Origin of the sequence: Planomonospora parontospora, assembly GCA_014647935.1 — a bacterium.
In the GTDB taxonomy this organism is placed as follows: Bacteria; Actinomycetota; Actinomycetes; order Streptosporangiales; family Streptosporangiaceae; genus Planomonospora; species Planomonospora parontospora.
Genome location: BMQD01000004.1, coordinates 335214 through 359011, shown reverse-complemented (window position 1 = coordinate 359011; position 23798 = coordinate 335214). Strand labels below are relative to the sequence as shown.

General features: G+C 72.5%; 22 protein-coding genes. 8 read left to right on the top strand and 14 right to left on the bottom strand.

Features of this window, described 5'->3' with window-relative positions; genetic code table 11:
- Nucleotides 1–26: 26 nt before the first annotated feature.
- The 3 genes from IEZ07_RS09125 to IEZ07_RS09115 all read right to left on the bottom strand — a co-directional run bounded on the left by IEZ07_RS09125 (nt 27) and on the right by IEZ07_RS09115 (nt 2685).
- Nucleotides 27–1313, bottom strand: coding sequence for an ArsB/NhaD family transporter (locus tag IEZ07_RS09125; RefSeq protein ID WP_191894321.1), 1287 nt, complete (start codon nt 1311–1313; stop codon nt 27–29).
- Nucleotides 1314–1816: 503 nt separating this feature from the next.
- Entirely contained in the window at nt 1817–2275 is a 459-nt protein-coding gene (locus tag IEZ07_RS09120) for a CBS domain-containing protein (protein ID WP_068894504.1), read from the bottom strand.
- A 137-nt stretch (nt 2276–2412) separates the two neighbouring features.
- Complete coding sequence (locus IEZ07_RS09115) at nt 2413–2685, bottom strand: cation:proton antiporter regulatory subunit (protein WP_068894505.1); 273 nt, start codon at nt 2683–2685, stop codon at nt 2413–2415.
- Between the two features lie 179 nt (nt 2686–2864).
- On the opposite strand from IEZ07_RS09115, the gene IEZ07_RS09110 reads away from it, so the two are divergent.
- A complete protein-coding gene (locus tag IEZ07_RS09110; RefSeq protein ID WP_191894320.1) occupies nt 2865–4049 on the top strand; it encodes an RNA-guided endonuclease InsQ/TnpB family protein in 1185 nt (394 codons plus the stop codon).
- 77 nt (nt 4050–4126) lie between these two features.
- Here IEZ07_RS09110 and IEZ07_RS09105 read toward each other — a convergent pair whose 3' ends face one another.
- Complete coding sequence (locus IEZ07_RS09105; RefSeq protein ID WP_191894319.1) at nt 4127–4843, bottom strand: SPFH domain-containing protein; 717 nt, start codon at nt 4841–4843, stop codon at nt 4127–4129.
- Between the two features lie 219 nt (nt 4844–5062).
- Here IEZ07_RS09105 and IEZ07_RS09100 point away from each other — a divergent pair, with 219 nt between their 5' ends.
- The 4 genes from IEZ07_RS09100 (at nt 5063) to IEZ07_RS09085 (ending at nt 7594) form a co-directional block, all read left to right on the top strand.
- Nucleotides 5063–6040, top strand: coding sequence for a HAMP domain-containing sensor histidine kinase (locus IEZ07_RS09100; protein ID WP_191894318.1), 978 nt, complete (start codon nt 5063–5065; stop codon nt 6038–6040).
- A gap of 49 nt (nt 6041–6089) precedes the next feature.
- The gene (locus tag IEZ07_RS09095; RefSeq protein WP_229798949.1) at nt 6090–6746 is read left to right on the top strand and encodes a response regulator; all 657 of its coding nucleotides are present in this window, start codon (nt 6090–6092) and stop codon (nt 6744–6746) included.
- A gap of 133 nt (nt 6747–6879) precedes the next feature.
- A complete protein-coding gene (locus tag IEZ07_RS09090; protein ID WP_191894317.1) occupies nt 6880–7143 on the top strand; it encodes a hypothetical protein in 264 nt (87 codons plus the stop codon).
- A 169-nt stretch (nt 7144–7312) separates the two neighbouring features.
- A complete protein-coding gene (locus tag IEZ07_RS09085; protein ID WP_191894316.1) occupies nt 7313–7594 on the top strand; it encodes a hypothetical protein in 282 nt (93 codons plus the stop codon).
- A gap of 27 nt (nt 7595–7621) precedes the next feature.
- Here IEZ07_RS09085 and IEZ07_RS09080 read toward each other — a convergent pair whose 3' ends face one another.
- The 5 genes from IEZ07_RS09080 to IEZ07_RS09060 form a co-directional block, all read right to left on the bottom strand.
- The gene (locus IEZ07_RS09080) at nt 7622–8122 is read right to left on the bottom strand and encodes a methylated-DNA--[protein]-cysteine S-methyltransferase (RefSeq protein ID WP_191894315.1); all 501 of its coding nucleotides are present in this window, start codon (nt 8120–8122) and stop codon (nt 7622–7624) included.
- A gap of 28 nt (nt 8123–8150) precedes the next feature.
- A complete protein-coding gene (locus IEZ07_RS09075) occupies nt 8151–9752 on the bottom strand; it encodes a DNA-3-methyladenine glycosylase 2 family protein (protein ID WP_191894314.1) in 1602 nt (533 codons plus the stop codon).
- 166 nt (nt 9753–9918) lie between these two features.
- Entirely contained in the window at nt 9919–10860 is a 942-nt protein-coding gene (locus tag IEZ07_RS09070; RefSeq protein WP_068894511.1) for an NYN domain-containing protein, read from the bottom strand.
- A 101-nt stretch (nt 10861–10961) separates the two neighbouring features.
- Entirely contained in the window at nt 10962–11159 is a 198-nt protein-coding gene (locus IEZ07_RS09065) for an acyl-CoA carboxylase subunit epsilon (RefSeq protein ID WP_191894313.1), read from the bottom strand.
- The gene (locus IEZ07_RS09060) at nt 11156–12748 is read right to left on the bottom strand and encodes an acyl-CoA carboxylase subunit beta (RefSeq protein ID WP_191894312.1); all 1593 of its coding nucleotides are present in this window, start codon (nt 12746–12748) and stop codon (nt 11156–11158) included. The genes IEZ07_RS09065 and IEZ07_RS09060 overlap by 4 nt, the downstream gene beginning before the upstream one ends.
- 143 nt (nt 12749–12891) lie before the next feature.
- Here IEZ07_RS09060 and IEZ07_RS09055 point away from each other — a divergent pair, with 143 nt between their 5' ends.
- The 3 genes from IEZ07_RS09055 to IEZ07_RS09045 all read left to right on the top strand — a co-directional run bounded on the left by IEZ07_RS09055 (nt 12892) and on the right by IEZ07_RS09045 (nt 17969).
- Nucleotides 12892–13674, top strand: coding sequence for an ABC transporter ATP-binding protein (locus IEZ07_RS09055; RefSeq protein ID WP_191894311.1), 783 nt, complete (start codon nt 12892–12894; stop codon nt 13672–13674).
- Complete coding sequence (locus IEZ07_RS09050; RefSeq protein WP_191894310.1) at nt 13650–15257, top strand: hypothetical protein; 1608 nt, start codon at nt 13650–13652, stop codon at nt 15255–15257. Before IEZ07_RS09055 ends, IEZ07_RS09050 begins: the two co-directional genes overlap by 25 nt.
- 75 nt (nt 15258–15332) lie before the next feature.
- A complete protein-coding gene (locus IEZ07_RS09045) occupies nt 15333–17969 on the top strand; it encodes a phosphoenolpyruvate carboxylase (protein ID WP_191894309.1) in 2637 nt (878 codons plus the stop codon).
- A 111-nt stretch (nt 17970–18080) separates the two neighbouring features.
- Here the strand turns inward: IEZ07_RS09045 and IEZ07_RS09040 are convergent, their stop codons facing one another.
- From IEZ07_RS09040 to IEZ07_RS09020, 5 genes are all read right to left on the bottom strand, one after another.
- Nucleotides 18081–18452 carry a type II toxin-antitoxin system VapC family toxin gene (locus IEZ07_RS09040; RefSeq protein ID WP_191894308.1) on the bottom strand — a complete coding sequence of 124 codons (372 nt, stop codon included), beginning with the start codon at nt 18450–18452 and terminating at the stop codon, nt 18081–18083.
- A gap of 2 nt (nt 18453–18454) precedes the next feature.
- Nucleotides 18455–18694 carry a type II toxin-antitoxin system Phd/YefM family antitoxin gene (locus tag IEZ07_RS09035; RefSeq protein ID WP_204054319.1) on the bottom strand — a complete coding sequence of 80 codons (240 nt, stop codon included), beginning with the start codon at nt 18692–18694 and terminating at the stop codon, nt 18455–18457.
- 144 nt (nt 18695–18838) lie between these two features.
- Nucleotides 18839–20305, bottom strand: a complete 1467-nt coding sequence (locus IEZ07_RS09030; RefSeq protein WP_191894307.1) for an AAA family ATPase — start codon at nt 20303–20305, stop codon at nt 18839–18841.
- A gap of 102 nt (nt 20306–20407) precedes the next feature.
- Nucleotides 20408–21430 carry a formate dehydrogenase accessory sulfurtransferase FdhD gene (fdhD, locus tag IEZ07_RS09025; protein ID WP_373868847.1) on the bottom strand — a complete coding sequence of 341 codons (1023 nt, stop codon included), beginning with the start codon at nt 21428–21430 and terminating at the stop codon, nt 20408–20410.
- A complete protein-coding gene (locus IEZ07_RS09020) occupies nt 21427–23664 on the bottom strand; it encodes an FdhF/YdeP family oxidoreductase (RefSeq protein ID WP_191894306.1) in 2238 nt (745 codons plus the stop codon). The genes fdhD and IEZ07_RS09020 overlap by 4 nt, the downstream gene beginning before the upstream one ends.
- Nucleotides 23665–23798 lie beyond the last annotated feature (134 nt).

The following is a 23798-nucleotide window of genomic DNA, read 5'->3' as shown; positions in this document are numbered from 1 at the left end:
GGTGTCCCGGCGGTGTCCCGGCCGGCTCAGGCGAAGTAGCGGAGCCAGACGTAGACCCAGGCCACCACCGAGCTCAGGGCCGTGACGAGGATGCCGTATCTGGTGAACTGCCAGAAGGAGATGGGGTGGCCGGAGCGGGCGGCGATGCCGATGACGACGACGTTGGCGCTGGCGGCCACCGCGGTGCCGTTGCCGCCGAAGTCGGCGCCCAGCGCGAAGGCCCACCACAGCGCCTGCCCGGTGGCCGGGTCGGGCGCCTGGGCCACGAGCCCCTCGACGACGGGCGCCATGGTGGCGACGTAGGGGATGTTGTCGAAGAAGGCGCCCAGCGCGGCGGAGCCGAACAGCAGCGCGGTCGCCGCGCCGAAGAAGTCGTCGCCCACCACGTCGATCGCCCAGCCGCCCACTGTGGAGATGACACCGGTGTGCACCAGCCCGGCGACCATGACGAACAGGCCGGTGAAGAACACCAGGGTCGGCCACTCGACCTCGCGGAGGGTCTCCGAGACGTCGGTGCCCGACACCAGGACCATCACCCCGGCGCCGACCAGTGCGACGATCGACGGTTCGACGTGCAGGACGGAGTGCAGCCCGAAGCCGACGATGACGAGACCGAGCACGACCAGGCAGCGCGTGAGCAGGCGCGGGTCGGTGATGGCGCGCCGTTCCTGGAGCGCCATGACGGCGGCCACGCGGTCGGGGTTGTAGCGGAACGACTTCCTGAACAGCACGCGGGTCAGCAGCACGAACCCGGTGAAGGTCACCACGACGATCGGCGCCATGTGGACGAGGAAGTCGTTGAACGTCAGCCCGGCCCGGCTGCCGATGATGATGTTGGGCGGGTCGCCGATGAGCGTGGCCGCGCCGCCGATGTTGGAGGCGAGGATCTCGGCGATGAGGTAGGGCTGGGCCGGGACGCCCAGCCGGTTGCACACGACGACGGTGACCGGGGCGACGAGCATGACCGTGGTGACGTTGTCCAGGAACGGGGAGGCGACGGCAGTGATGATCATCAGCATCACCATCAGCCGGTACGGCCTGCCCTGGGACCTCTTGGCGGCCCAGATGGCGAGGTAGTCGAAGACCCCCGTCTGCTTGAGGATCCCCACGATGATCATCATGCCCAGCAGCAGGAAGATCACGTTCCAGTCGACGCCCTCGTGCTCGGAGAAGAACACCTCCGAGCCGGGGATCAGCCCGAGCACCGCCATGACCCCGGCGGCGATGAGCACCACCTTGACCTTGTCCGCCTTCTCCGTGGCGATGTAGAAGAACGCCACCACGAAGACGGCGAGCGCGGCGAGGGCGCTCATCGGTCACGCCCCGGCGGTCCGGTCCGGGTCACGGCCGGGACGGTGGGCCGGGTCCGGCGGGACGGTGTCGAGAGCCGGGGCATGCCCAGAGGGCGTCGCCGGAAGTCGTGCATGGGAAAGCCTCCGAACGGCGTGTGCGTGTGAGGGGTCCCGCGGGACGTGCGGGATCCCGGGCGCGCGGAACAGGATCGGGGTGGTGTACGGCGGGCGGGTGAGGACCGCGGTGGTGTACGGCGCGCGGAACAGGATCGGGGTGGTGTACGGCGGGCGGGTGAGGACCGCGGTGGTGTACGGCGGGCGGGTGAGGACCGCGGTGGTGTACGGCGGGCGGGAAAGGACCGCGGTGGTGTACGGCGGGCGGGAAAGGACCGGCCGGGGCGCTCCGCGAGACTCCGGCCGGGCAGACCGCCCGGGGCGGTCCGCGCGGGACGGTCGGTGAGGTTCCGGCCGGGAAGGTCGTCCGGGTGCTCCGTGCGGGACGGTCCGGGGGCGCCCCGGCGGGGTCAGTCGTCCGGGCCGGCCAGGGCCAGGCTGGTGAGCAGGCGGTCCAGGGTGATCGTGCCGAACAGGACCCCCGCGTGGTCGACCACCGCCACCAGCGGGCTGCGCAGCCGCGCCATGAGGGCCGCCACCTCCAGCAGCGTCGCGTCGAGGGCCACCGTGGCGGGCTTGACGGGCTGGCGCGGCAGGCAGTCGCCCACCGTCAGATCGCCCTGCTCCTGCCAGAACAGGTCGGCACGGGCCTCGTCGACGGTCCGGGCGAGCGCCGGGTCCTCCTGGTAGGCGCCGGGGACCGTCATCCGGAGCACCTGGGTGCCGGGCAGCACCATGCGGGGCCGCGAGTCGTCGTCGACGACGATCAGTCCCGGCAGGCGGGCCAGTGTCATCACCCGCACCGCTCTGGTGACCGGGTCCTGGACCGTCACCGTGGGCAGTTTCACGGCGATATCGCGTGCCTGCATGACACCGTCCCTCCGGGCTCTCCGGGTGCGGCCCGATTCCGGGCAGTGGCGTTTCGTGTCGGGGGCGTGCGCCGCCGGGATCCGGAAGTGCCTCTCCCGGGTCCTCGGGAAAGGCACGCCCTCCCTGCCCGTTCTCGTCACGACGGCCCTCCGGTGAGTGCGGCGACGCGGTGTTCGAGGTCGGCGATCCGGTCGGCGATGGGCCGGGGCTGGAGGATCTCCGCGACCTGGGCGGCCTCGTCGCGCTCCATGACGACGCACTCCACCGCGAGGTCGGGGTCGTCGGGGCCGTAGATCATCAGGGAGAGGCGGTCGTTCTCGTCCACCAGCACGCAGAACCGCTGTCCGTTCCTGGTCTCGAAGTGGTGCACGGTTCCGGTGCCCGGGACGGTGGTGTGGGTGATGTCCATCAGATCCTCCGGAGGGTACCGTCGCCTTCAGGCGACGGGGGAATCGGGAGCGGGAGGGCCGGCAAGGCCCGAGCGTGCCCTGACCTGTCAGGTCCGCGCATCATGAATGTCCTTCCTGGTTTTGCCGGTGCTAACCGATATCGTGGTGTTACCGTTACCGAACGTGAAGGGAGGTGGGTGTGCGCAGGTCGTTCAAGTTCCTGCTGCGCCCCACCGCCAAGCAGGCCGCCGCGCTCACCGCGTGCCTGGAGGACCACCGGCAGCTCTACAACGCCGCCCTGGAACACCGCCGCACCGCCTATCGCAAGGCCGACGTGACGATTCGGTACGGCGACCAGTCGGGCGAGCTGAAGCACATCCGCGCCGATGACCCCGGCGGGCAGGGCCGCTGGTCGTTCTCTTCCCAGCAGGCCACCCTGCGTCGGCTCGACAAGGCGTTTCGCGCGTTCTTTGAGCGCGTCAAGGCCGGGCGCACGCCGGGCTTCCCTCGGTTCAAGGGCCGCGGCCGGTTCGGCACCGTCACCTGGCCCAAGGACGGCGACGGCTGCCGGTGGGACTCCCAGCCCGAGCACCCGACCGCCACGTTCGTGCGCATTCAGGGCGTCGGGCACGTCCGGGTGCACCGGCACCGGCCCGTGAAGGGCCGGGTCAAGACGATCAGCGTGCAGCGGGAGGGTTCCCGCTGGTACGTGGTGCTGTCGTGCGACGACGTGCCCGCCAAACCGCTGCCCGCCACGGGCGCGGTCGCGGGGATCGACCTGGGGGTCGCCTCCCTGGTGACCACCTCCGACGGCGGGCACATCGCCAACCCGCGCCACCTGGCCGCCACCGCCGACCGCCTGGCGGCGGCGCAGCGCGACCTCGCCCGCAAGAAGCGCGGCTCCGCGCGGCGGCGTAAAGCGGTGGCCCGGGTCGCGGCCCTGCACGCCACGGTGCGGCGGCAGCGTCTCGACCACGCCCACAAGGCCGCGAACGCTTTGGTGGCCGCCTACGACGTGATCGTGCACGAGGCGTTGAAGGTCGCGAACATGACCCGCAGCGCGTCCGGCACGATCGAGCGGCCCGGCCGCAGCGTTGCGGCCAAGTCCGGGCTCAACCGTTCGATTCTCGACGCGGGTTGGGGGGTGTTCCTGACGGTCCTCGCGTACAAGGCTGAAAGCGCCGGTCGCGAGCTGATCGCGGGGAACCCCGCCGACACCTCCCGCACGTGCTCGCGCTGCGGGCACTGCGCGAAGGAGAACCGCCTCACCCAGGCCGCGTTCGCTTGCACGGCGTGCGGGCGTGAAGCGCACGCCGACGTCAACGCGGCGGTCAACATCTTGAGGGCAGGGCTTGCCCTTCGTGAGGCTGCGCAAGCGGCTTAGCGAGAAGCCGCTCCCTTCGGGGAGCGGAGGAGTCACGTTGTGCCTCCGTTCGTGTGGGCGGAGTGGAGAAGGACGGGTCAGGGGCGCGGGTGGAGGACGCGGTCCGCTCGGGAGCGCTCCTGCCGGGTGCGGACCGGCCGGCTGCGGGCGGCCGGGCGGGTACGGGCGATGGGCGGCCGACTGCGGGCGGCCGGGCGCGTGCGGGCGCTGAAGCCCTCTGCCCAGCGGATCAGACCTGTGCTGAGCGGGACCTCGATCCGGCCGAGCTCGACGCGGGTGACCTCGACGCCCTGCTCCCGGGTCCTGCCGGTGATCCGGGAGGCCGGTTCGCGCAGTTCACCGCCGGGCGGTGCGTACAGCTCCGCCAGGTCGCGCCCGGCGACGTGGCGGCGGACCTCGTCCTCCGCCGCGGCGGTCACCGCGGAGAGCGGAGAGTCCCCGGCCAGGCAGTGGCGGACCGGGTCGCGCACCGCCGCGAGCACGGCGCCGTTGACCGTCACGGCCACGCCGTCGCGGGTGGTGGCCTCCAGCCAGAGCAGGTCGATGCGGACCGGACGGAGCGGGACCCGTACGCCGCGCTCCAGGAGCGGCAGCACGAGGACGACCCCCGGACCCCGTACCCCGGCCGGGCGGCCGAGCCTGAACACGACGAGGCGCTCGCCGGGGTGGACGAGGCGGACCGAGCAGGAGGCGAGGACCGCGAGCGCGCCCAGCGCCACGGTGCCCGCGACGATCCAGGCGGGCAGCACCTCGACGGCGAGCCCCGCCTGCGGGCCGTTTCCGAGTACGGTCATGACGTCCCCCTCCTGAACTGACTGCCCTGTTTTGGACATTTTGCGCGAATCGCCCTGTTTCAATTGTGCGCCGGACCCCCTCGCGGGACCATCGGGGCCGACACCCATCTCCGGTGGGGGACGACATGTAGAGGGACCAGGTGGGAATGGGAGGAGGCACGGCCCTGTGGGGGGCGCCCCGCATGGACAGACGGGCCCGGTCGCGATGAGGTTGGAGACATGGGCGATTCCCAGAGGACACCGGCGCAGGCGCTGTTCCGCAGGCTGTTCGCGATCAACGGCCTGGTGTTCACGGTCGGCACGCTCGTCCTGGCGCTCTCGCCCGCCACGGTCTCCTCGCCGGTCCTGCTCACCGAGGTGCCCGTCCTGGCGGTCGGGCTGGCGCTGATCCTCGCCGCCAACGCGCTGCTGCTCCGCACCAGCCTGGCCCCGCTCGGCGCGCTCACCGCGCTCATGCAGCGGGTGGACCTGCTGAGGCCGAGCGACCGGCTCACCGACAGCGGCAACGGCGACCTCACGTACGTGATCGACGCCTTCAACGCGATGCTCGACCGGCTGGAGGCGGAGCGCAACGCGAGCAGCGCGCACGCGCTGGCCGCGCAGGAGGGCGAGCGGCAGCGCATCGCCCGGGAGCTGCACGACGAGATCGGCCAGAGCCTCACCGTGGTGCTGCTCGGCCTGAAGCGGGTAGTGGACCGCGCGCCGGAGGAGCTGCGGGAGGAGCTGCACGCCGTGCAGGAGACGGTCCGTGCCAGTCTGGACGAGGTGCGCCAGGTGGCCCGCAGGCTCCGCCCCGGCGTGCTGGAGGACCTGGGGCTGCTCAGCGCGCTCAACAGCCTGGCGGCGGAGTTCTCCCAGGGCAGCGGTGTGCGGGTGGTCCGCAAGCTGGCCGCCGACCTGCCCGAGCTCGGGCCCGCGGCCGAGCTCGTCCTCTACCGGATCGCGCAGGAGGGCCTGACGAACGTGGCCAGGCACGCCCGCGCCACCCGGGCGGAGCTCTCGCTGACCGCCGAGGAGGGCGCGGTGGTCCTGCGCATCACGGACGACGGGCGGGGAGGGGAGCTCAGGGAGGGCGCGGGCATCCGCGGCATGCGGGAGCGCGCGCTCCTCATCGGCGCCCGCCTGACTTTCGCCCCCGCCCCCGGGGGCGGCACCGAGGTGCGCCTGGCCGTGCCCGCGACGGCGGACCGGGGATGAGCCCGGTGAACCCTTTCGTGCCTGTGGCGGCGGATCGGAGATGAACCCGGTGAACCCTTCCCCGACGCGGATCCTGCTGGCGGACGACCACGCCCTGGTCCGGCACGGGCTGCGGCTGATCCTCGACGCCGAGCCGGACTTGACGGTCGTCGCGGAGGTCGCGGACGGCGCCGAGGCGGTCGAGGCCGCCTCGGAGGCGGAGGTCGACCTGGCGATCCTGGACATCGCGATGCCCCGGATGACCGGGATCCAGGCCGCCAGGGAGATCTCCCGGCGGGCTCCGGGCATCCGCATCCTGATGCTGTCCATGTACGACAACGAGCAGTACTTCTTCGAGTCGCTCAAGGCCGGGGCCTCGGGCTACGTGCTCAAGTCGGTCGCCGACCGGGACCTGCTGGAGGCCTGCCGGGCGGCCATGCGCGGCGAGCCCTTCCTCTATCCGGGCGCCGTCACCGCGCTCATCCGCGAGTACCTGCAGCGCGACCGGCAGGGCGGGCGCCTGCCCGAGAGCATCCTGACCCCGCGGGAGGAGGAGATCGTCAAGCTGATCGCCGAGGGGAACTCCTCCAAGGAGATCGCCGAGACGCTGTTCATCAGCGTCAAGACGGTCGACCGGCACCGCGCGAACATCCTGCAGAAACTCGGCATGCGCGACCGGCTGGAACTGACCAGGTACGCGATCCGGGCCGGCCTGGTCGAACCCTGAGGCCGCTCCGGGACGCTCGGCCGGCCTGCCGCGCGCCCGGCCCCGTGGGCACGCCCCCTGTTTCGGTGAGTGAGACGTGAAGTGTCATCCATAGCCGCCGACCTGGACATACTGGATGTGTATAGTTGTGTGTATGGCACGGAGAAACGTCTACATCGACGATGAGCTCGACGCGCAGCTCAAGAGACATCGCAAGCTCAACGCGTCCGAGATCTTCCAGCGGGCGGTGCGGGACGCGATCCTCGCCAGTGAGATGGACGACTACCTCGGCGAAGTCGAGACGGAGTTGTCCGAGCGCGGTGTGACGGACGAGGAGTGGGCGGAGGCGGAGGCGCGCGCGGCGGAGTTCATGGACCGCATCGACCGTTCCGGCGGAGCCGAGCGGCTGGCCGGTTGACGTGCGCCGGTTGATCCTCGATTCCGGCGCCGTCACCTTCCTCTCGGATCAGAGTCCCGATGCGATCGCGGTGCTTCGCCGGCTCCGGGCCAGAGAGATCTGGCCGCCGCTCATCCCCTCGGTGGTGCTCGTGGAGTGCTTGACCGGGAACGCGGGGCGGGATGCGAAGGTGAACCGTTTCCCGCCCGCGCGTAATCCACGGGTCGAGCTCCCCATGGAACTCGCCAGAAGAGCGGCGACTCTGCGGACGAAGGCGCTGGCCTCCATGGTGCGCGCCGACCGTAAGGCGCTTCCCTCAGCCGTCGACGCGCTGGTGGTGGCGTATGCGGAGGCCGAAGGTTCCGCGCTCGTCCTGACCGGGGACGGCAAGGACCTCCGTCCTCTGGCGGAGCAGGCACGCGGAGTGCGGGTCGCGACCCTCGGCGAGCTGGTCGGGCGGACGCAGGTGTAGAGCGCGGGTGAAGGACCCGGCGGCCGGTCAGAGCGTCCCGGCCTCGTGGGCGAGCAGCCACTGCTTGACCGGCGTGCCGTAGTAGTAGCCGCCGTAGCCGCCGGTGGACGGCAGGACGCGGTGGCAGGGCACGAACGGGGCGATCAGGTTCTGCGCGCAGGCTCCGCCCGCCGCCCTGGCGGCCGTCCGGGGCATGCCCGCGCGCTCGGCCAGCTCGGCGTAGGTGACCGTGGCACCCGGCGGCACCTCGCGCAGCGCCGTGAGCAACCGCTGCCGCCCGGGCGTGCCGGGCTGGCTCACCGCCACGCCGTCGAGCGCCTTCAGGTCGCCGTCCAGATAGTCGCGTACGGCCTGCGCGGCGTGGCCGAGGTCGTCGGCCCGGGTCATGCCCAGGGCCCGGAGCGCGGGTGAGAGCCGGGCGAGCATCTCGTCCGGGTCGGCGGTGAAGCCCGCCGCGACGAGCACCCCCTCGTGGGAGAGCAGCGAGAGCGGTCCGGCCGGGGTGGGCAGGATCTGTGCCTGGATCATCGTGGCTCCTCGGTCGTGGGAAAGGCGGTCATTCGGAACTCCAGAGGTGGAGGGCGGCGTACGCCCGCCAGGGGCGCCACCGCTCGACGTGGTCGTCGGGGATGCCCAGGCACGCCATGGCCCGGCGCAACCCCAGGTCGCCCTCGGGCCACGCGTCGGGGTCGCGCAGCGCCCGCAGCGCGACGTATCCGGCCGTCCAGGGCCCGATCCCGGACACCCGGAGCAGCTCGGACACGGCCTCGCCGGGCTCCTGCGCGCCGTCCAGGTCGATCTCGCCGCCCGCGACGCGCTCCGCGAGCGCCCGCAGCGTGGCGATCCGCCGCCCGGTCAGCCCGAGCCCGTCCAGGTCGGCCTCCAGGAGCTCCCCGGCGGTGGGGAACAGGCGGTGGACCTCCGGGGCGTCCGCTCCGGGCGGCCCGCCCTCCATCCCGGGTACGGCGGGCCGCCCGGCCCGGGCCGCGATGCGGCCGAGGATGGTGCGTGCCCCGGCCACGGAGATCTGCTGGCCGACCACCGCGCGGACGGCGACCTCGAACCCGTCCCACGCGCCGGGCACCCGCAGGCCGGGACGGGCCTCGACGAGCAGGCCCAGCGCGGTCTCGCCGAGGGCGGAGGCGATGGCCCCGGGGTCGGCGTCGAGGTCGAGGAGGCGGCGGCAGCGGGCGACGACGCGGGCCAGGTGGCGGGTGTCGCCGAGACGCGCGTCGAGACGCACGTGGCCGGGCAGGGGCGTCAGGGTGATCACTCCTCCGGGGACGGCGCGGGTGTAACTCCAGCCGCCCGCCCCGCCCGGTCCGGCGTCGCCCTCCCGGCCGGAGGCGACGGAAGCGCCGGGGCCGTGCGCGCCGCCCGGTCCGGCGACCCGCTCCAAACCCGGGATCGCCCGGCCGGCCAGGAACCGCATCAGCGCCCCGGCGTCGTACGGCTCCCGCACGTGCAGCCGGAGCGTCAGCGCGTCACCGGACCCGCCGACGGGAGCGGCGGCCCGGGATCCGCCGCCCGCCGCGCCCGTTCCGCCTTCACCGACGGGGACGCCGATCCCGGCCGGTCGACCCGCCCGCCCGGCCGCGGCCCGCAGGTCGCCGGGGGTGAAGCCGTAGGTCTCCTTCATCGTCGCGTTGAACTGCCGCACGCTCCCGAATCCCGAGGCGAACGCCACGTCGGTGATCGGCAGGCCGGTCTCGGTCAGCAGCTGCTTGGCCAGCAGCAGGCGCTTGGTCCTGGCCACGGCCAGCGGGCCGGTGCCCAGCTCGGCGGTGAACAGCCGGCGCAAGTGCCGTTCGGTGACGTGCAGCCGTCCGGCCAGCCCCGCCACCCCGGCGTCGTCGGCCACACCCTCGTCGATCAGCCGGAGCGCCCGGCCGATCAGGTCGCCCCGGTGGTCCCAGCCGGGATCGCCGGGACTGAGCTCCGGGCGGCACCGCCGGCAGGGCCGGAACCCGGCCGCCTCGGCGGAGGCGGCGTGCCGGTAGAAACGCACGTTGCGGGAGGCGGGCGTGCGGGCCGGGCAGATCGGGCGGCAGTAGATCCGGGTCGAGGTGACCGCCGTGTAGAACCGCCCGTCGAACCGGGCGTCCCGCGCGGCGACGGCACGGTAACAGGAATCGAAGTCGAGCTCTCTCACGGACACGTCTACGACGCTATCCGCAGCGCACGCCGTACGACTGGCGGGAATCGGACGCGACCGTGACAGCGGCGGGAACGCCGGCGGCGGGTGCCCGTACCGCCGGCCGCAACCTCCCGGACCGCAACCTCCCGGACCGTGCCCGCTCGGACCGGAACCGTTCGCGTCGCGATCACTTGGAGGAGATGCCGACCCCCAGGTCGAACTCGCGGTAGACGCGGGCCCAGAAGCCGTCGCGGAGCCAGACGCGGGCCTCGGGGAACGGCCGCAGGGAGTGGCCGAGCTCCTTCTCCGCCTCGATCAGCAGCTCGGTGTCGATGACCGTGGGCAGGATCGGGCCGGGGAGCAGGTCGCGGATGTTGTCGCGGCCGCGGGTGAGGATCCACTTCTGGGCGACGTGCTCGCCGACCTCCTCGACGCGGGGGCGGCTGGGGCCGAGTTTGGCGACCTGACCGGCCGGGATCTTCGGTTTGATCGCGGCCGGGGTGCGGCCGGCGAAGACCTGCGCGGGGGAGGGGGCGGCCGGTGGGACCGGGACGGGCTGGGGGGCGCGGCTGAAGAAGTCGCGCAGGAAGTCGGCGCTGAGGATCTCGACGGTGTCGGCCTCCCAGACGAGCCGCTCGGCCTGGTTGGTGCCGTACGGCGGCTCGACGCCCCACAGGTGGATGCGCACGCCGTAGGCCTGGGCGGCTTCGACCGCCGGGACCATGTCCTCGTCCCCGGCGAGCAGGATCGTGTCGCTGACCGCGTGGTGGCGGGCCAGCGCCTCCAGGTCGCTCCTGATCTGCGCGTCCACGCCCTTCTGCTGGCCGCGGGCGTTGAGGTTGCCCAGGCGGACCTTGACCCAGGGGAGCTGGGCGATGACGCGCTGGTCGACGGTGGGCACGCGATCGCGGGCGGCGTCGTACCAGTAGATCCGGAGCAGCTCGCCGTGGATGCGCGCCTCGGCGTGCTTCTGCAGTGCCTGGATCAGCTCGTCCGCGGCGACCTTGTACTCCTTGCGCTCCTTGGCGCCCAGCAGCACTTCGCCCGCCGCGGCGTACAGGTAACCCACGTCGACCAGCACGGCGTACTTCGCGGCGACGGGGTGAGCGGTGAGGTCAAGGATGGCCATGTCGTCCTCCAGGCCTCGTGGCTAGCTGATCGGCTGACTATATGCGCCCATTTCTTAGATGGTCCCAACTCTCAAGCGACTTGACACCCTGTTCCGGGGATCTATCTTGGCAGCCCGCTCGATCTCCACGCGCCTTGTCCGACCGGAAGCGGCTTTCGCATTCGATGGGCGGGATTACGCCAATTTTCTGATTTTCGTGTGACTTTCTCGGGCGAAATGCTGCGCGAGGTCAGGGCGAGGACCAGCGCGGCGACCTCCTCGGGCGTCGCGTCGCCCTGGACGATCTTCAGGTGGGTCATAGCGGGATGTTCCCATGCTTCTTCGGCGGCAGGACCGCGCGCTTGTTGCGCAGCGCGCGCAGCGCCCTGACGATCTGCACCCGGGTGTCGGACGGTCGGATCACCGCGTCCACATACCCTCTTTCGGCCGCGAGATACGGGTTGGCGAGCGTGTCCTCGTATTCGGTGACCAGCCGCGCCCGCTCGGCGTCCGGGTCGGCGGCCGCGGCGAGCTCCCGCCGGTAGAGGATGTTGACCGCGCCCTGCGCCCCCATCACCGCGATCTGCGCGGTCGGCCAGGCCAGGTTGACGTCCGCGCCCAGGTGCTTGGAGCCCATGACGTCGTAGGCGCCGCCGTACGCCTTGCGGGTGATCACCGTGACCAGCGGCACGGTCGCCTCGGCGTAGGCGTACAGCAGCTTGGCGCCGCGGCGGATGATGCCGTTCCACTCCTGGTCGGTGCCGGGCAGGAAGCCGGGAACGTCGACGAACGTCAGCACGGGGAGGTTGAAGGCGTCGCAGGTGCGCACGAACCGCGCGGCCTTCTCCGAGGCCGCGATGTCGAGCGTGCCGGCGAAGCTCATCGGCTGGTTGGCGACGACGCCCACCGAGCGCCCCTCCACCCGCCCGAAGCCGACCAGGATGTTGGGCGCGAACTGGGCGTGCAGCTCCAGGAACTCGCCGTCGTCCAGCACGGACTCGATCACCGTGTGCATGTCGTACGGCTGGTTGGCCGAGTCCGGGATCAGCGTGTCGAGCCCGCGGTCGGCCTCGGTGACCTCCAGGACCGGGTCGGCGTCGAAGGCCGGGGCCTCGTCCATGTTGTTGGACGGCAGGTAGGACAGCAGCGCCCGGGCGAACTCCAGGCAGTCGGCCTCGTCGGAGGCCTCGTAGTGCGCCACGCCCGAGCGGGAGTTGTGCGTGTGCGCGCCGCCGAGCTCCTCGAAGGTCACCTCCTCGCCGGTGACCGTCTTGATGACGTCCGGCCCGGTGATGAACATGTGCGACTTCTCCGCGACCATCAGGACGAAGTCGGTGAGGGCGGGGGAGTAGACCGCGCCGCCCGCGCACGGGCCCATGACCAGCGAGATCTGCGGGATCACGCCGGAGGCGTGCACGTTCCGCCTGAAGATCTCGGCGTAGAGGCCGAGGGAGACGACGCCCTCCTGGATGCGGGCCCCGCCGGAGTCGTTGATGCCGATCACCGGGCAGCCGGTCTTGAGCGCGTGGTCCATGACCTTGACGATCTTCTCACCGAAGACCTCGCCCAGGGACCCGCCGAACACGGTGAAGTCCTGGGCGAAGACCGCGACGGGGCGGCCGTCCACCGTGCCGTGGCCGGTCACCACCCCGTCGCCGTAGGGCCGCTCGCGTTCCAGGCCGAAGCTCGTGGACCGGTGCCGGGCCAGCTCGTCGAACTCCACGAAGCTGCCCGGGTCGAGCAGCGCGGTGACCCGCTCGCGGGCGGTCATCTTGCCCTTGGCGTGCTGCTTCTCCACCGCGCGGGCGGAACCGGCGTGGGCGGCCTCGTCCAGGCGGCGCTCCAGGTCGGCGATCTTGCCCGCCGTGGTGTGGATGTCGATCCCGGGGGAAACCGGCTCGGCGGTCATTCGGCGGCTCCATGCTCGCGTCTCCGGAGGTCCATGCGCAGCAGGGTAACCGCTCGCTGACATCCAGAACGAACGGGGGCGCCCGTTCGTTGCACGCCGTAGGGATAGGCTGGGTAAACCGTAAATTTGGCAAATTAGGGGCCATGGTGGACGTTGCGGATGCGGTACGGACGCAGGGGCTGCTGAAGAGATTCGGGCAGCAGGTGGCCGTGGGCGGTGTCGACCTCGTGGTGCCGCAGGGCAGCTTCGCGGGGCTGGTCGGTCCCAACGGCGCCGGCAAGACCACCACGCTGAGCATGGTCACGGGCCTGCTCCGCCCGGACGGCGGCGGCGTGTGGATCGGCGGCGCCGACGTCTGGCGCGACCCGGTGGCGGTCAAGGCCCGCATCGGCGTCCTGCCCGAGGGGCTGCGCCTGTTCGAACGGCTGTCCGGCCGCGAGCTGCTGTCCTACAACGGCCAGCTCCGGGGCATCCCCAAGGACGAGGTGGCGCGGCGCGCCGAGGAGCTGCTGCGCGTCATGGACCTGGCGGAGTCGGCCGACAAGCTCGTCGTCGACTACTCCACCGGCATGCGCAAGAAGATCGGCCTGGCCGCCGCGCTGCTGCACAACCCCCGGGTGCTCTTCCTCGACGAGCCGTTCGAGGGCGTGGACCCGGTCAGCGCCAACACACTGGTCGAGGTGCTGCGGCGCTACACCGCCTCCGGTTCCACCGTCGTCTTCTCCAGCCACGTCATGGAGCTGGTCGAGCGGCTGTGCGACTGGGTCTCGGTGATGAGCCGCGGCCGGATCGTCGCGCAGGGCCCGCTGGACGAGGTGCGCGGCGGGCGGAGCCTCAACGAGGCGTTCCTCAGCCTGGTCGGCGCGCCCGCCGAGCACGGCGGCGGAGAGGAGGGGCTCTCGTGGCTGGGCGCGACCTCGGCATGAGCGATGCCGTCCCCGTGGGGCCCGCGGTGTTCGCCCGCCTCAAGCTCCGGTTGATCGCCGGGAACCTGCGCGGCGACACCACCCGGCTGCTCGGTTTCGTCTTCACCCTGCTGGCCGCGCTCGTCGTCGCGGCCCTGGGCTTCTCCGCCATGGCCATGCTCCGCTCGGCGCCCCCGCAGATCGCCGCCGACGCGGTGACCGTGCTGTTCACCATGCTCCTGGTCGGCTGGGTGGTCGTCCCGCTGCTCGCCTTCGGCCTGGACGACACGCTCGACCCGTCCCGCCTCGCGCTGTTCCCGCTGACCACGGGCCGGCTCGCGGCCGGCATGTTCACCGCCTCGGTCACCGGCGTCTGGCCCGCCGCCACGCTGTTCGCCACGTTCGGCGCGGTCGCCGGCCTGGCGGCGGGCGCCGGAGGCGTGCTGGTCGGAACGCTGGCCGTGCTGCTCCAGTTCGCCCTGTGCATCGTCACCTCGCGGCTGGTCACCACCTCGCTCTCCGGGGTGCTGCGGACCCGCCGCGGCCGGGACGTGCTCGCGGTCTCGGTGGTCTTCTTCATCCTGGCCGCCCAGCTGCCCAACCTCCTGCTCAACCAGGGCTTCGCCGGCAAGCCGCGGGAGATGCTGCACGGGATCGCCTCGGTGCTGCGCTGGACCCCGCCCGGCATGGCCGCGCACGCCGTCGCCGACGGCGGGCCCGCGGCCCTGGCCGAGGTCGCCTTCCTCGCCCTCCTGACCGCCGGGCTCGGCTTCCTGTGGATCGCCGCCCTGCGCCGGGCCATGGTCACCACGGACGCCTCCACCGAGGGGGCCTCCGTCCGCAACTCCCGCGGCCTGCTGGCCCGCTTCCTGCCCGACGGCCCGCTCGCCGCGGTCGCCACCAAGGAGCTCAGGTACGCCCGCCGCGACCCCCGCGGCCGGGTCGGCTGGTTCGCCGCCCTCGCGGTCACCGGCGTGATGGCCTTCTCCCTCAACAACGGGGGTGAGGGCACGACCCCCGGCCCGGCGCTCGCCATCGGCCCCGCCTGCCTGGGCGCGCTGATGATCGGCCTGCAGTCGTGCAACTCCTTCGGCATCGACGGCCGCTCGCTGTGGATGAACTCCATGGTGTACGGCACGGCCCGGGACTGGCGGACCGACCTGGCCGGGCGGCACCTGGCCGTGGCGGTGATCGCGGTCCCCGCGCTCGCCGTGCTGGCCGTGGTCGCGGGTTTCCTGGCCGGGGACCCGGTCTGGGCGGTGCCCGCGGTGCTCACCGCCTGGGGCGTGCTGGGGGTGGGGCTGGGCGTGGGCGCGCTGAGCAGCGTGCTGCTGCCGTACACGGTGCCCGAGCGGCTCAACGCCTTCACCGGCGCGGCCCCGGGCCAGGGCGGCATCGCCTTCGCGGGGTCGTTCGCCACGATGATCGGCACCGCCCTGCTCGCGCTGCCCGTCGCGCTGCCCGTGCTGCTCGGCGTCACCTGGGTCTGCGCGGTCGCCGTGCCGTACGGCGTGCTGGTCGCCGCGGTGGGCCGCAGGATCGCCGGGAACCTCGGTTTCGCCCGCTATCCGGAGATCCTGGGGTCGATCTCCCAGCCCGGCTGAGCGGCTCGCGATTGGTCTAGTCCAATAGGTGAGACCGGTCGTCGCAGGGGAAAACGGACTCGATACCCTGTCGGCATGTCCGCCAGCGCGCCCAACCAGGCAGAACGTTCTTCCGCTGTCACCGAGATGCCCGACGAGCTCCGCGCGGACGTGCGGCTGCTCGGCGGGCTGCTGGGCCAGGTCATCGCCGAGCACGGCGGCGACGACCTGCTCGCCGATGTCGAACGCCTCCGCAAGGCCGTCATCGCGGCCCGCCGCGGGGAGATCTCCGTCGACGAGATCACCTCGATGGTCGCCGGATGGCCGGTCAGCAGGGCGGTCAAGATCGCCCGCGCCTTCACCTGCTACTTCCACCTGGCGAACCTGGCCGAGGAGCACTTCCGCATCCGCACGCTCCGCGTCCGCGACACCGGCGAGGAGCCGCTGCCCGAGTCGCTGGCCCAGGCCGTCCAGGAACTCGGCGGCGAGCGCGTCGCCGAGCTGGTCGGAGATCTGCGGCTGCACCCGGTGCTGACCGCGCACCCGACCGAGGCGCGCAGGCGCGCGGTGGTCACCGCGATCCAGCGGATCAGCGCCCAGCTCGCCGCCTACAACAGCCCCGAGCGGGGCGCCGCCGAGCGCGCCGAGACCCGGCGGCGGCTGCTGGAGGAGATCGACCTGCTCTGGCGGACCGCCCAGCTCCGGCACACCAAGCTCGACCCGCTGGACGAGGTCCGCACCGCCATGGCGGCCTTCGACGAGACCCTGTTCCGGATGGTCCCGCAGGTCTACCGGACGATGGACGCCGCGCTCGGCGAGGGCAGCGGCACCCGCGAGCCGCTGGCCCGGCCCTTCATCCGCTACGGCAGCTGGATCGGCGGCGACCGCGACGGCAACCCCAACGTCACCGCCCGGGTCACCCGCGACGCCGTGCTCATCCAGGCCGAGCACGTGCTGATCGCGCTGGAGAACGCCACCTCGCGGATCGGCCGGACCCTCACCGTGACCGCCGAGTACACCCCGGCCTCGCCGGAGCTGCGGGCCGCGCTGACCCAGGCCGAGCACGACCACCCCGAGCTGGTCTCGGAGATGGCGACCCGCTCCCCCCGGGAGCCGCACCGCCAGTGGCTGCTGTTCGTCGCGGCCCGCATCGCCGCCACCCGGCAGCGCGGCCTCGACCTGGCCTACCGCTCGCCGGAGGAGTTCCTGGCCGACCTGCGCCTGGTCCAGGACTCCCTGGCGGCCGCCGGGGCGAGGCGGCAGGCCTACGGCGAGCTGCAGCACCTGATCTGGCAGGCGGAGACCTTCGGCTTCCACCTGGCCGAGCTGGAGGTGCGCCAGCACTCCCAGGTCCACGCCGCCGCGCTGGCCGAGATCGCCGAGGGCGAGACCTCCGAGCGCACCGAGGAGGTCCTGGCCACCATCCGGACGATCGGCTGGATCCAGGAGCGGTTCGGGGTGACCGCCTGCTCCCGCTACGTCGTCTCCTTCACCCGCTCGGCCGCCGACATCGCCGCCGTCTACGAGCTGGCCGCGCACGCCCTCGGCGAGCGCGCCCCGGTGCTCGACGTGGTGCCGCTCTTCGAGTCCGGCGCCGACCTGGCCGCCGCGCCCGCCGTGCTCTCCGGGATGCTGGAGATCCCCGCCGTCCAGGCCCGCCTCGCGGCGAGCGGCAGGCGGCTGGAGGTCATGCTCGGCTACTCCGACTCCGCCAAGGAGCTCGGCCCGGCCGCCGCCACCCTGAAGCTGTACGAGGCGCAGGAGGCGCTGGCCGCCTGGGCCGCGGAGCACGACGTGAAGCTGACGCTCTTCCACGGCCGGGGCGGCGCCCTGGGCCGGGGCGGCGGCCCGGCCAACCGGGCGGTGCTCGCCCAGGCGCCCGGTTCGGTCGGCGGCCGGTTCAAGGTCACCGAGCAGGGCGAGGTCATCTTCGCCCGGTACGGCCACGAGGCCATCGCCCGCCGCCACCTGGAGCAGGTCACCTCGGCGGTGCTGCTGGCCTCCACCCCGACCGTCGAGGCCCGCACGGCGCAGGCCGCCGGCCGCTTCCGCACGCTGGCCCAGCAGGTCGCCTCCGCCTCGGAGAAGGCCTACCGCTCGCTCACCGAGGCCCCCGGCTTCCCCGAGTGGTTCTCCCTGGTCAGCCCGCTGGAGGAGATCGGCTCGCTGCGCCTGGGCTCCCGCCCGGCCCGCCGCGGCCTGGGCGCCCCCAAGTCGCTGGACGACCTGCGGGCCATCCCGTGGGTGTTCGCCTGGGCGCAGACCCGGGTCAACCTGCCCGGCTGGTACGGCCTGGGCAGCGGCCTGGCGGCGGTCGCCTCCGAGACCGGCATGGAGGAGCTGCGCGCCGCCTACCGCGAGTGGCCGCTGTTCGCCGCCCTGCTGGACAACGCGGAGATGTCGCTGGCCAAGACCGACCGGGACATCGCCTCCCGCTACCTGGCCCTCGGCGGCCGGGAGGACTTCCTGGAGCAGGTCCTCACCGAGTACGACCTGACCCGCCGCCTGGTCCTGGAGGTCACCGGGCACACCCGCCTGCTGGAGAACCGCCGGGTGCTGTCGCGCGCGGTCCAGCTCCGCGACCCGTACGTGGACGCGCTCTCGCACCTGCAGCTGCGCGCCCTGTCCCGGCTCCGCGCCGACGACCTGCCGGACGAGGAGCGCGACCGCCTGTCCACGCTCCTGCTCCTGTCGGTCAACGGCGTCGCCGCCGGCCTGCAGAACACCGGCTGACCCGGACCGCGCCGTACGGCCCCCGCCACAGGGCCGTACGGCGCCCGGCCGGGCGGGCTCGGGCCGGGGCCGTGCAGGCCGCAGGACCCGGCGATGTCAGGCCCGGCGGTGTCAGGCGCGGAGCAGCATGACGTCGTATTTCTGGATCTCCTCGTCCCGGGTGACCAGGGTCAGCCCTTCGCAGCGGGCCTGCGCGATGAGCATGCGGTCGAAGGGGTCGCGGTGCAGGGGCGGCAGCCGGGCCGCGGTGAGGGCGTGCGTGGGCGTGATCACGAGCTCACGCAGCTCGCAGCCGAGGATCCTCTCCGGGAGATCCGCCGGCGCGAGCTTGCCGAGAGCCTGCTTGATGCCCACCTCCCAGATGGTGGCCGCGCTCACGAAGACATCGCTCTCCGTGTCGATCAGGTCCTTGATCTCGCCGGACAGCGTCTCGTCGTCCGAGAGCCACCAGAGGATCACGTGGGTGTCCAGCAGCAGCCGCATGGTCAGAGCCCGAACTCCTCGGCGATGCCCTCGTTGACCTGTGGTGCGTCCCAGTCATCGGCCATGGCGAGCGTTCCCCGCAGGGACCCCCGGCCGCGGCGGCGGACGGACGTCCTGAGCGGCACGACCTTCGCGATGGGCCGGCCCGCCCGGGAGATGACCACCTCCTCGCCGTGCTCCACCCGCTCCAGGATCCTGGAGAGCTGGGTCTTCGCCTCGTGGATGTTGAACTGCTCCGCCACCGCATTCCCCCTGCCGATCAGGCTTGGCTAGACTTAGTCTAGTTCTTGTCTGGTCCGTTGAGCATGGGAAACCACGGCTACCGTCGATCCGGTCGGGTGGCGCCGTGAGGACCACGGAGGGCCGCCGACGAGATCCGAGCAGGCTCAGGCCGAGCCGTACAGGTCGTCGAGCCCGACCAGGTCGACCTCTCCGCGGTCCCTCGCCTGGAGGAGTTCCTCGGTGAATCCGGCCCCGGAATAGCACACCAGCCGGGTCTGTGAGCTGTCGTATCTGTCGTTGCGGCGGATCAGCCCGTGAATGTTCCGAAGCCGCGCCAGGTGCCCGAGTCCCATCGTCTCACCCCATTCGACCTCGCCGATGGCGAGCAGTGGGGGTCTGCCGTCCTCGGCGTGGCCGACGGCCGCGACGTCCACCTCGTGCGTGGTCCGAGCGGCCGGATCGTTGACGGTTCCGGCGGTCACCTGGGAGGGCCAGCCGCCGAAGCGCTCCTCGGCGAAGTACAGCGTCCACTCCCGGCACACCCGTTCGAAGTGCGGCCCGAGCACGTTCCCGGTGAACCGCTGCCGGGCGCGCTGCCAGATCCGCTCGGTGGCGGTGCCGCGCAGGAGCTGCGGCCAGAAGGGGCGCATCATCGCGTGGTAGAAGGCGAGAAGCGGCTCCTTGATCCGGAAGTCGGTGCGGTTGCCGCGGAAGGCGTCGGTCTCGCGCTCGATGAGTCCTGCGTCCTCCAGGACGGTCAGCGGATGGGAGAGCTCGTTGCTCTTGCGGCCCACGTACCCGGCGATTCCGCCCCGTCCGCTGTTGCCTTCAGCGATGGCGCTCAGCACCGAGTGGTATAGGGCACCGTCCCGCAGATCGGGCTCCTCCGCGAGGAGGTAGCGCGCCTCCAGGAACATCGGGCTGCCCGGAGACAGGACGGCACGGACGACCCAGTCGTCGAAGTCGGCGGTGTCGCGGGGCGCGTCATAACGGATCATCTCGGTGCGGTAGGCGGGCGTGCCGCCGACGACGGCGTGGACCATCAGGGCGAGCCGGGGGTCGTCCAGCTCCCAGAACCGCGCGGCGAGCCGGTAGTCGAGGGTGTTGACCGGCAGGTCCAGCGATGCCCGGCCGCGCAGCGGCGCGTTGCCGGAGAGCAGCCTCCCCATGAACGACATGGCCGAGCCGCACAGCAGCAGGCGCGTCTTCGAGGACGTGCGCTCGGCCCGGCGCGGAGCGTAGGCGCCCTGGATGATCGAGGGCAGCGCCGGGTTGGCGCGGGCGAGGTAGGGGAACTCGTCGATCACCACCGGAACCGGGCGGTCCTGCCCGATCCGCAGCAGGACATCGATCACCATGGACCAGTTCGACGGCGTGAACGGGATCACCGGATCGAGATGCCTGGTCAGGGCGTCCCCGATGAGCGTCAGGGACTCGGTGTCGGTCGCCTCCTGCGCCGAGAAGTAGAACCCGCCGAGCTCCTGGCAGAGCGTCTCCAGCAGGAAGCTCTTGCCCTGGCGGCGGCGGCCCGAGACGACGCCCAGCGTGGCCCCCGGCTGCTCGTCGGTCGCGAACTTCACCAGCGCCGCCCACTCGCGGTCGCGGTCGAACATGTCCTCCGGCTTCCGCATCCGCTCACCTTCTGAGAGAAGTGCAGTTATCAGAACTGCACTTCTCTCAGAGGCGTCATGATGGAGGAAGTCAACCGGCCTCGGTCGGGGAAACCGGGCGGATCAGGGGCCGGGCGCGGGAGCGCGGACGCGGTCGGGGCGGGAGTAGACGTTGAAGCGCTCGCCGCGCAGGAAGCCGACCAGCGTGATGCCGAACTCGCGGGCCAGGTCCACCGCCAGGGAGGACGGCGCGGAGACCGCGCAGACCACCGGCAGGCCCGCGGCCAGGGCCTTCTGCAGGATCTCGTAGCTGGTCCGGCCGCTCACCATCAGCACGTGCCCGGTCAGCGGCAGGCGGCCGTCCAGCAGGGCCCGGCCGACTAGTTTGTCCACCGCGTTGTGCCGCCCCACGTCCTCGCGGAGCGCCACCAGCGCGCCGTCCGGGGTGAACAGCCCCGCCGCGTGCAGGCCGCCGGTCTTGCCGAACACCCCCTGGGCCCGCCGGAGCGCGTCCGGCAGGCCGTACAGGGTCTCCGGGGCCAGCGGCGGGCCGGGCTCCGCGATCGGCGCCAGGCACCGGGAGTGCAGGGCGTCGAGGCCGGCGGCGCCGCAGACGCCGCAGGCGCTGGAGGTCGTGAAGTGCCGCTCCAGCGACGGCAGCGCAGGCAGGCGCGCGCCGCGCAGCCGTACGGTGACCGTGTTGCGGCGCGCCTCGGGCGCCACGTCCGCGTCGGTGCAGTAGGAGATCGACGCGATGCCGCCGGACTCGCCGGCGGATCCCTCAGTGGATCCTCCGGCGGGGACGACGCCCTCGCCGTACAGGAACCCGGCGGCCAGCTCGAAGTCGTGGCCGGGGGTGCGCATGGTGACGGCGACGGTACGGCGCTCTCCGCCCGCCGCCAGGCGGATCTCCAGCGGCTCCTCGGTGGCCAGGTCGTCGCGCCGGTCCCGCACGGCGCCGCCGGAGAACTCCCGGATCCGCACCCGGGTGGTCGGCCCCGGCGGCCTGGCCTCCTCCACCGGCGGCTCCCGCTCCCAGGCCGGGCGTCCGATCTCCGCCGACGGCTCCCGCCCTCCGAGCGGGGCACCCGCCCCGCCGGACGACGGGTCCGGCCCGCCCCGGACGGCGCCGTCGCCGGCGATCACGCGGGGAGCTTCGTGATCGTGGCGAGGGCGTTGTAGTCGGGGATCCGGGCGTCGGGGGAGCGGCGGGAGGCGTCCAGCAGGACGTTCCCCTCCGGCCAGTGGATCTGCAGGTTGCCGGGCATCAGCGGGGCCCGCAGCACCCGGCCGCGGAAGGCCCGCTCCCCGGTGACCGAGCGCAGCTCCACCGCGTCGCCGTCGGCCAGGCCGAGCCGGTCGGCGTCGTGGGTGCTGATCAGGACGGCCTCGCGGGTGGCGCCGTTGAAGCCGTCGCGCCGCTCGTGGACCATGCTGTTGAACTGCTTGCCGCGCCGGGTGGCGACCATGAACGACCCGTCCGGGCGCTCCAGGGCCGGCAGGGCGACGGGGGCGAAGCGGCCCCGCCCGTCGGGGGTGGGGAAGCGGCCGCCGGGGCACAGGTGCCGCCCGCCGTACTGGACGTTGTCCCCGAACTCCGACAGCCCGGCGATGCCCTGGTAGAACGGCACGGCCCGCTCGATGTCCGCGCGGATCTCCGGGGTGCCGGAGTAGCGGAGCCGGTCGGCCAGCTCCGGCCGGGCGCGGGCGGCCAGCTCGGTGAAGATCCGCCACTCGGGCCGGGCCTCGCCGATCCGGGGGCCCTCGACCTCGGGGGAGAAGATGATCCGCCGCTCGGTGGAGGTCTCGGTGACGCCGCCGGCCATCTCGTAGCGGGTCTGGGCGGGCAGCAGCAGCACGTCGCCGTCGTCGGCGGGGACGAGCATCTGCGACGACAGCACGATGTCGACGTGCACGCGCAGCCGCAGGCGCGACAGGGCCTCGCGGCAGTAGGCCGGGTCGGGCAGGACCTCCAGGAAGTTGCCGCCGCTGGAGACGAGGGCGTCCAGCTCGCCGGCGTGGGCCGCGTCGATCATGTCGGTCGCGGTCAGGCCGGGCGCGATGGGCACCTCGAAGCCCCACAGGTCGGCGAAGCGCCGGGCGTTCTCCCCGGTGACGGGCAGGCCGCCGGGCAGGCCGGTCGCGTAGGCGCCCATCTCGGCGCCGCCCTGCACGCCGCTGTGGCCGCGGATCGGCATCAGGCCGCAGTGGTCGCGGCCGACGAAGCCCCTGGACAGCGCCAGGTTCACGATCGCCCGGACGTTGTCCTCGCCGTAGGTGTGCTGGGTGATGCCCATCGACCAGACCAGCACCGCCGACCTCGCCTCGCCCAGCAGCCCGGCCAGCTCGCGCATCTGCTCCCGGGTCGCGCCCGACAGCGCCTCCAACTCCTCCCAGGACTGCCCGGCGACGGCCTCGCGCACCTCCTCGAAGCCGGTCGTGTGCTCGGCCACCCAGGCCTCGTCCACCCGGCCGGTCTCGATCAGGTGCTTGAGCACGCCGTTCAGGAAGCCGATGTCGCCGCCGACGTTCACCCCGAAGAAGTGATCGGTGATCTTCGTGCCGAACAGCGCGGACTCGGCGTTGGACGGCACCCAGTACTTGTCCATGCCGGGCTCGCGGTAGGCGTTGACCATCGCGACCTTCGTCCCGGCCTTCTTGGCGTGGTAGAGGTACTTCATCGCGACCGGCTGGTTGTTCGACGGGTTGGAGCCGATGAAGACGATCAGATCCGAGCCGATCCAGTCGGTGTAGGAGCAGGTGGTGGCCGCCGCGCCGATCGACTGCTTCAGCGCCACGGTCGAGGGCGAGTGGCAGATGCGGGCCGCGTTGTCCACCGAGTTGGAGCCCAGCGCCCGCACCGCCTTCTGCGCGGCGAAGTAGTTCTCGTTCGGCACGCCCCGGCTGGTCAGGTAGACCCCGAACCGGGAGCCGTCGCGCAGGTGCGGCGCGGCCAGGTCCAGCGCCTCGTCCCAGCCGATCCTGGTGAAGCCGGGCTCGCCCGCCCGCCTCAGCATCGGGTACGGCAGGCGCCCCAGGTCGCGCAGCTCCGCGCTGCGCATCCGTTCCAGACCGGAGACGTCGGCCAGCAGCGAGACGTCGAGGGCGGGCATGGTGTTCAGCTTGAGCAGCCGGAGCCGGATGTTGCACAGGTGGACCTCGTCCATGGTCCAGTCGCGCATGCCCTTGGTCCCCAGCGCGCACCCGTCGCAGGTCCCCTGAGTGAGGAGCCGCCAGGCGTAGCGGCGGTTGCCCTTCACCGACCGGAACGCCTTGACCAGCTCCAGGTAGTTGTTCGGCTTGCGCTCGCCGATCCCGAAGGGCTTCCAGCTCGCCCAGTTGCGCGGGTCGAGACGTCTCCGCGTGCGCGCGTTCCTCATGCGTTCCATTCTTCGCCCTCTTCCGGCCGGTACGGGCGGCCGGGACCCGTCCGCCGGCCCAATATACGTTCGCGGCGTCCACCGGCCGCCGCCCTCGGCGGGCCCCGGGCGGTCGTGCGGGGAGGGAAGATGGA

Excerpts from the sequence above, each read along its gene's own strand:
- IEZ07_RS09125 (WP_191894321.1), bottom strand. The coding sequence starts at position 1,313 with ATGAGCGCCCTCGCCGCGCTCGCCGTCTTCGTGGTGGCGTTCTTCTAC.
- IEZ07_RS09120 (WP_068894504.1), bottom strand. The coding sequence starts at position 2,275 with ATGCAGGCACGCGATATCGCCGTGAAACTGCCCACGGTGACGGTCCAG.
- IEZ07_RS09115 (WP_068894505.1), bottom strand. The coding sequence starts at position 2,685 with ATGGACATCACCCACACCACCGTCCCGGGCACCGGAACCGTGCACCAC.
- IEZ07_RS09105 (WP_191894319.1), bottom strand. The coding sequence starts at position 4,843 with ATGACCGTACTCGGAAACGGCCCGCAGGCGGGGCTCGCCGTCGAGGTG.
- IEZ07_RS09100 (WP_191894318.1), top strand. The coding sequence starts at position 5,063 with ATGGGCGATTCCCAGAGGACACCGGCGCAGGCGCTGTTCCGCAGGCTG.
- IEZ07_RS09090 (WP_191894317.1), top strand. The coding sequence starts at position 6,880 with ATGGCACGGAGAAACGTCTACATCGACGATGAGCTCGACGCGCAGCTC.
- IEZ07_RS09080 (WP_191894315.1), bottom strand. The coding sequence starts at position 8,122 with ATGATCCAGGCACAGATCCTGCCCACCCCGGCCGGACCGCTCTCGCTG.
- IEZ07_RS09070 (WP_068894511.1), bottom strand. The coding sequence starts at position 10,860 with ATGGCCATCCTTGACCTCACCGCTCACCCCGTCGCCGCGAAGTACGCC.
- IEZ07_RS09065 (WP_191894313.1), bottom strand. The coding sequence starts at position 11,159 with ATGACCCACCTGAAGATCGTCCAGGGCGACGCGACGCCCGAGGAGGTC.
- IEZ07_RS09060 (WP_191894312.1), bottom strand. The coding sequence starts at position 12,748 with ATGACCGCCGAGCCGGTTTCCCCCGGGATCGACATCCACACCACGGCG.
- IEZ07_RS09055 (WP_191894311.1), top strand. The coding sequence starts at position 12,892 with ATGGTGGACGTTGCGGATGCGGTACGGACGCAGGGGCTGCTGAAGAGA.
- IEZ07_RS09045 (WP_191894309.1), top strand. The coding sequence starts at position 15,333 with ATGTCCGCCAGCGCGCCCAACCAGGCAGAACGTTCTTCCGCTGTCACC.
- IEZ07_RS09040 (WP_191894308.1), bottom strand. The coding sequence starts at position 18,452 with ATGCGGCTGCTGCTGGACACCCACGTGATCCTCTGGTGGCTCTCGGAC.
- IEZ07_RS09030 (WP_191894307.1), bottom strand. The coding sequence starts at position 20,305 with ATGCGGAAGCCGGAGGACATGTTCGACCGCGACCGCGAGTGGGCGGCG.
- IEZ07_RS09020 (WP_191894306.1), bottom strand. The coding sequence starts at position 23,664 with ATGAGGAACGCGCGCACGCGGAGACGTCTCGACCCGCGCAACTGGGCG.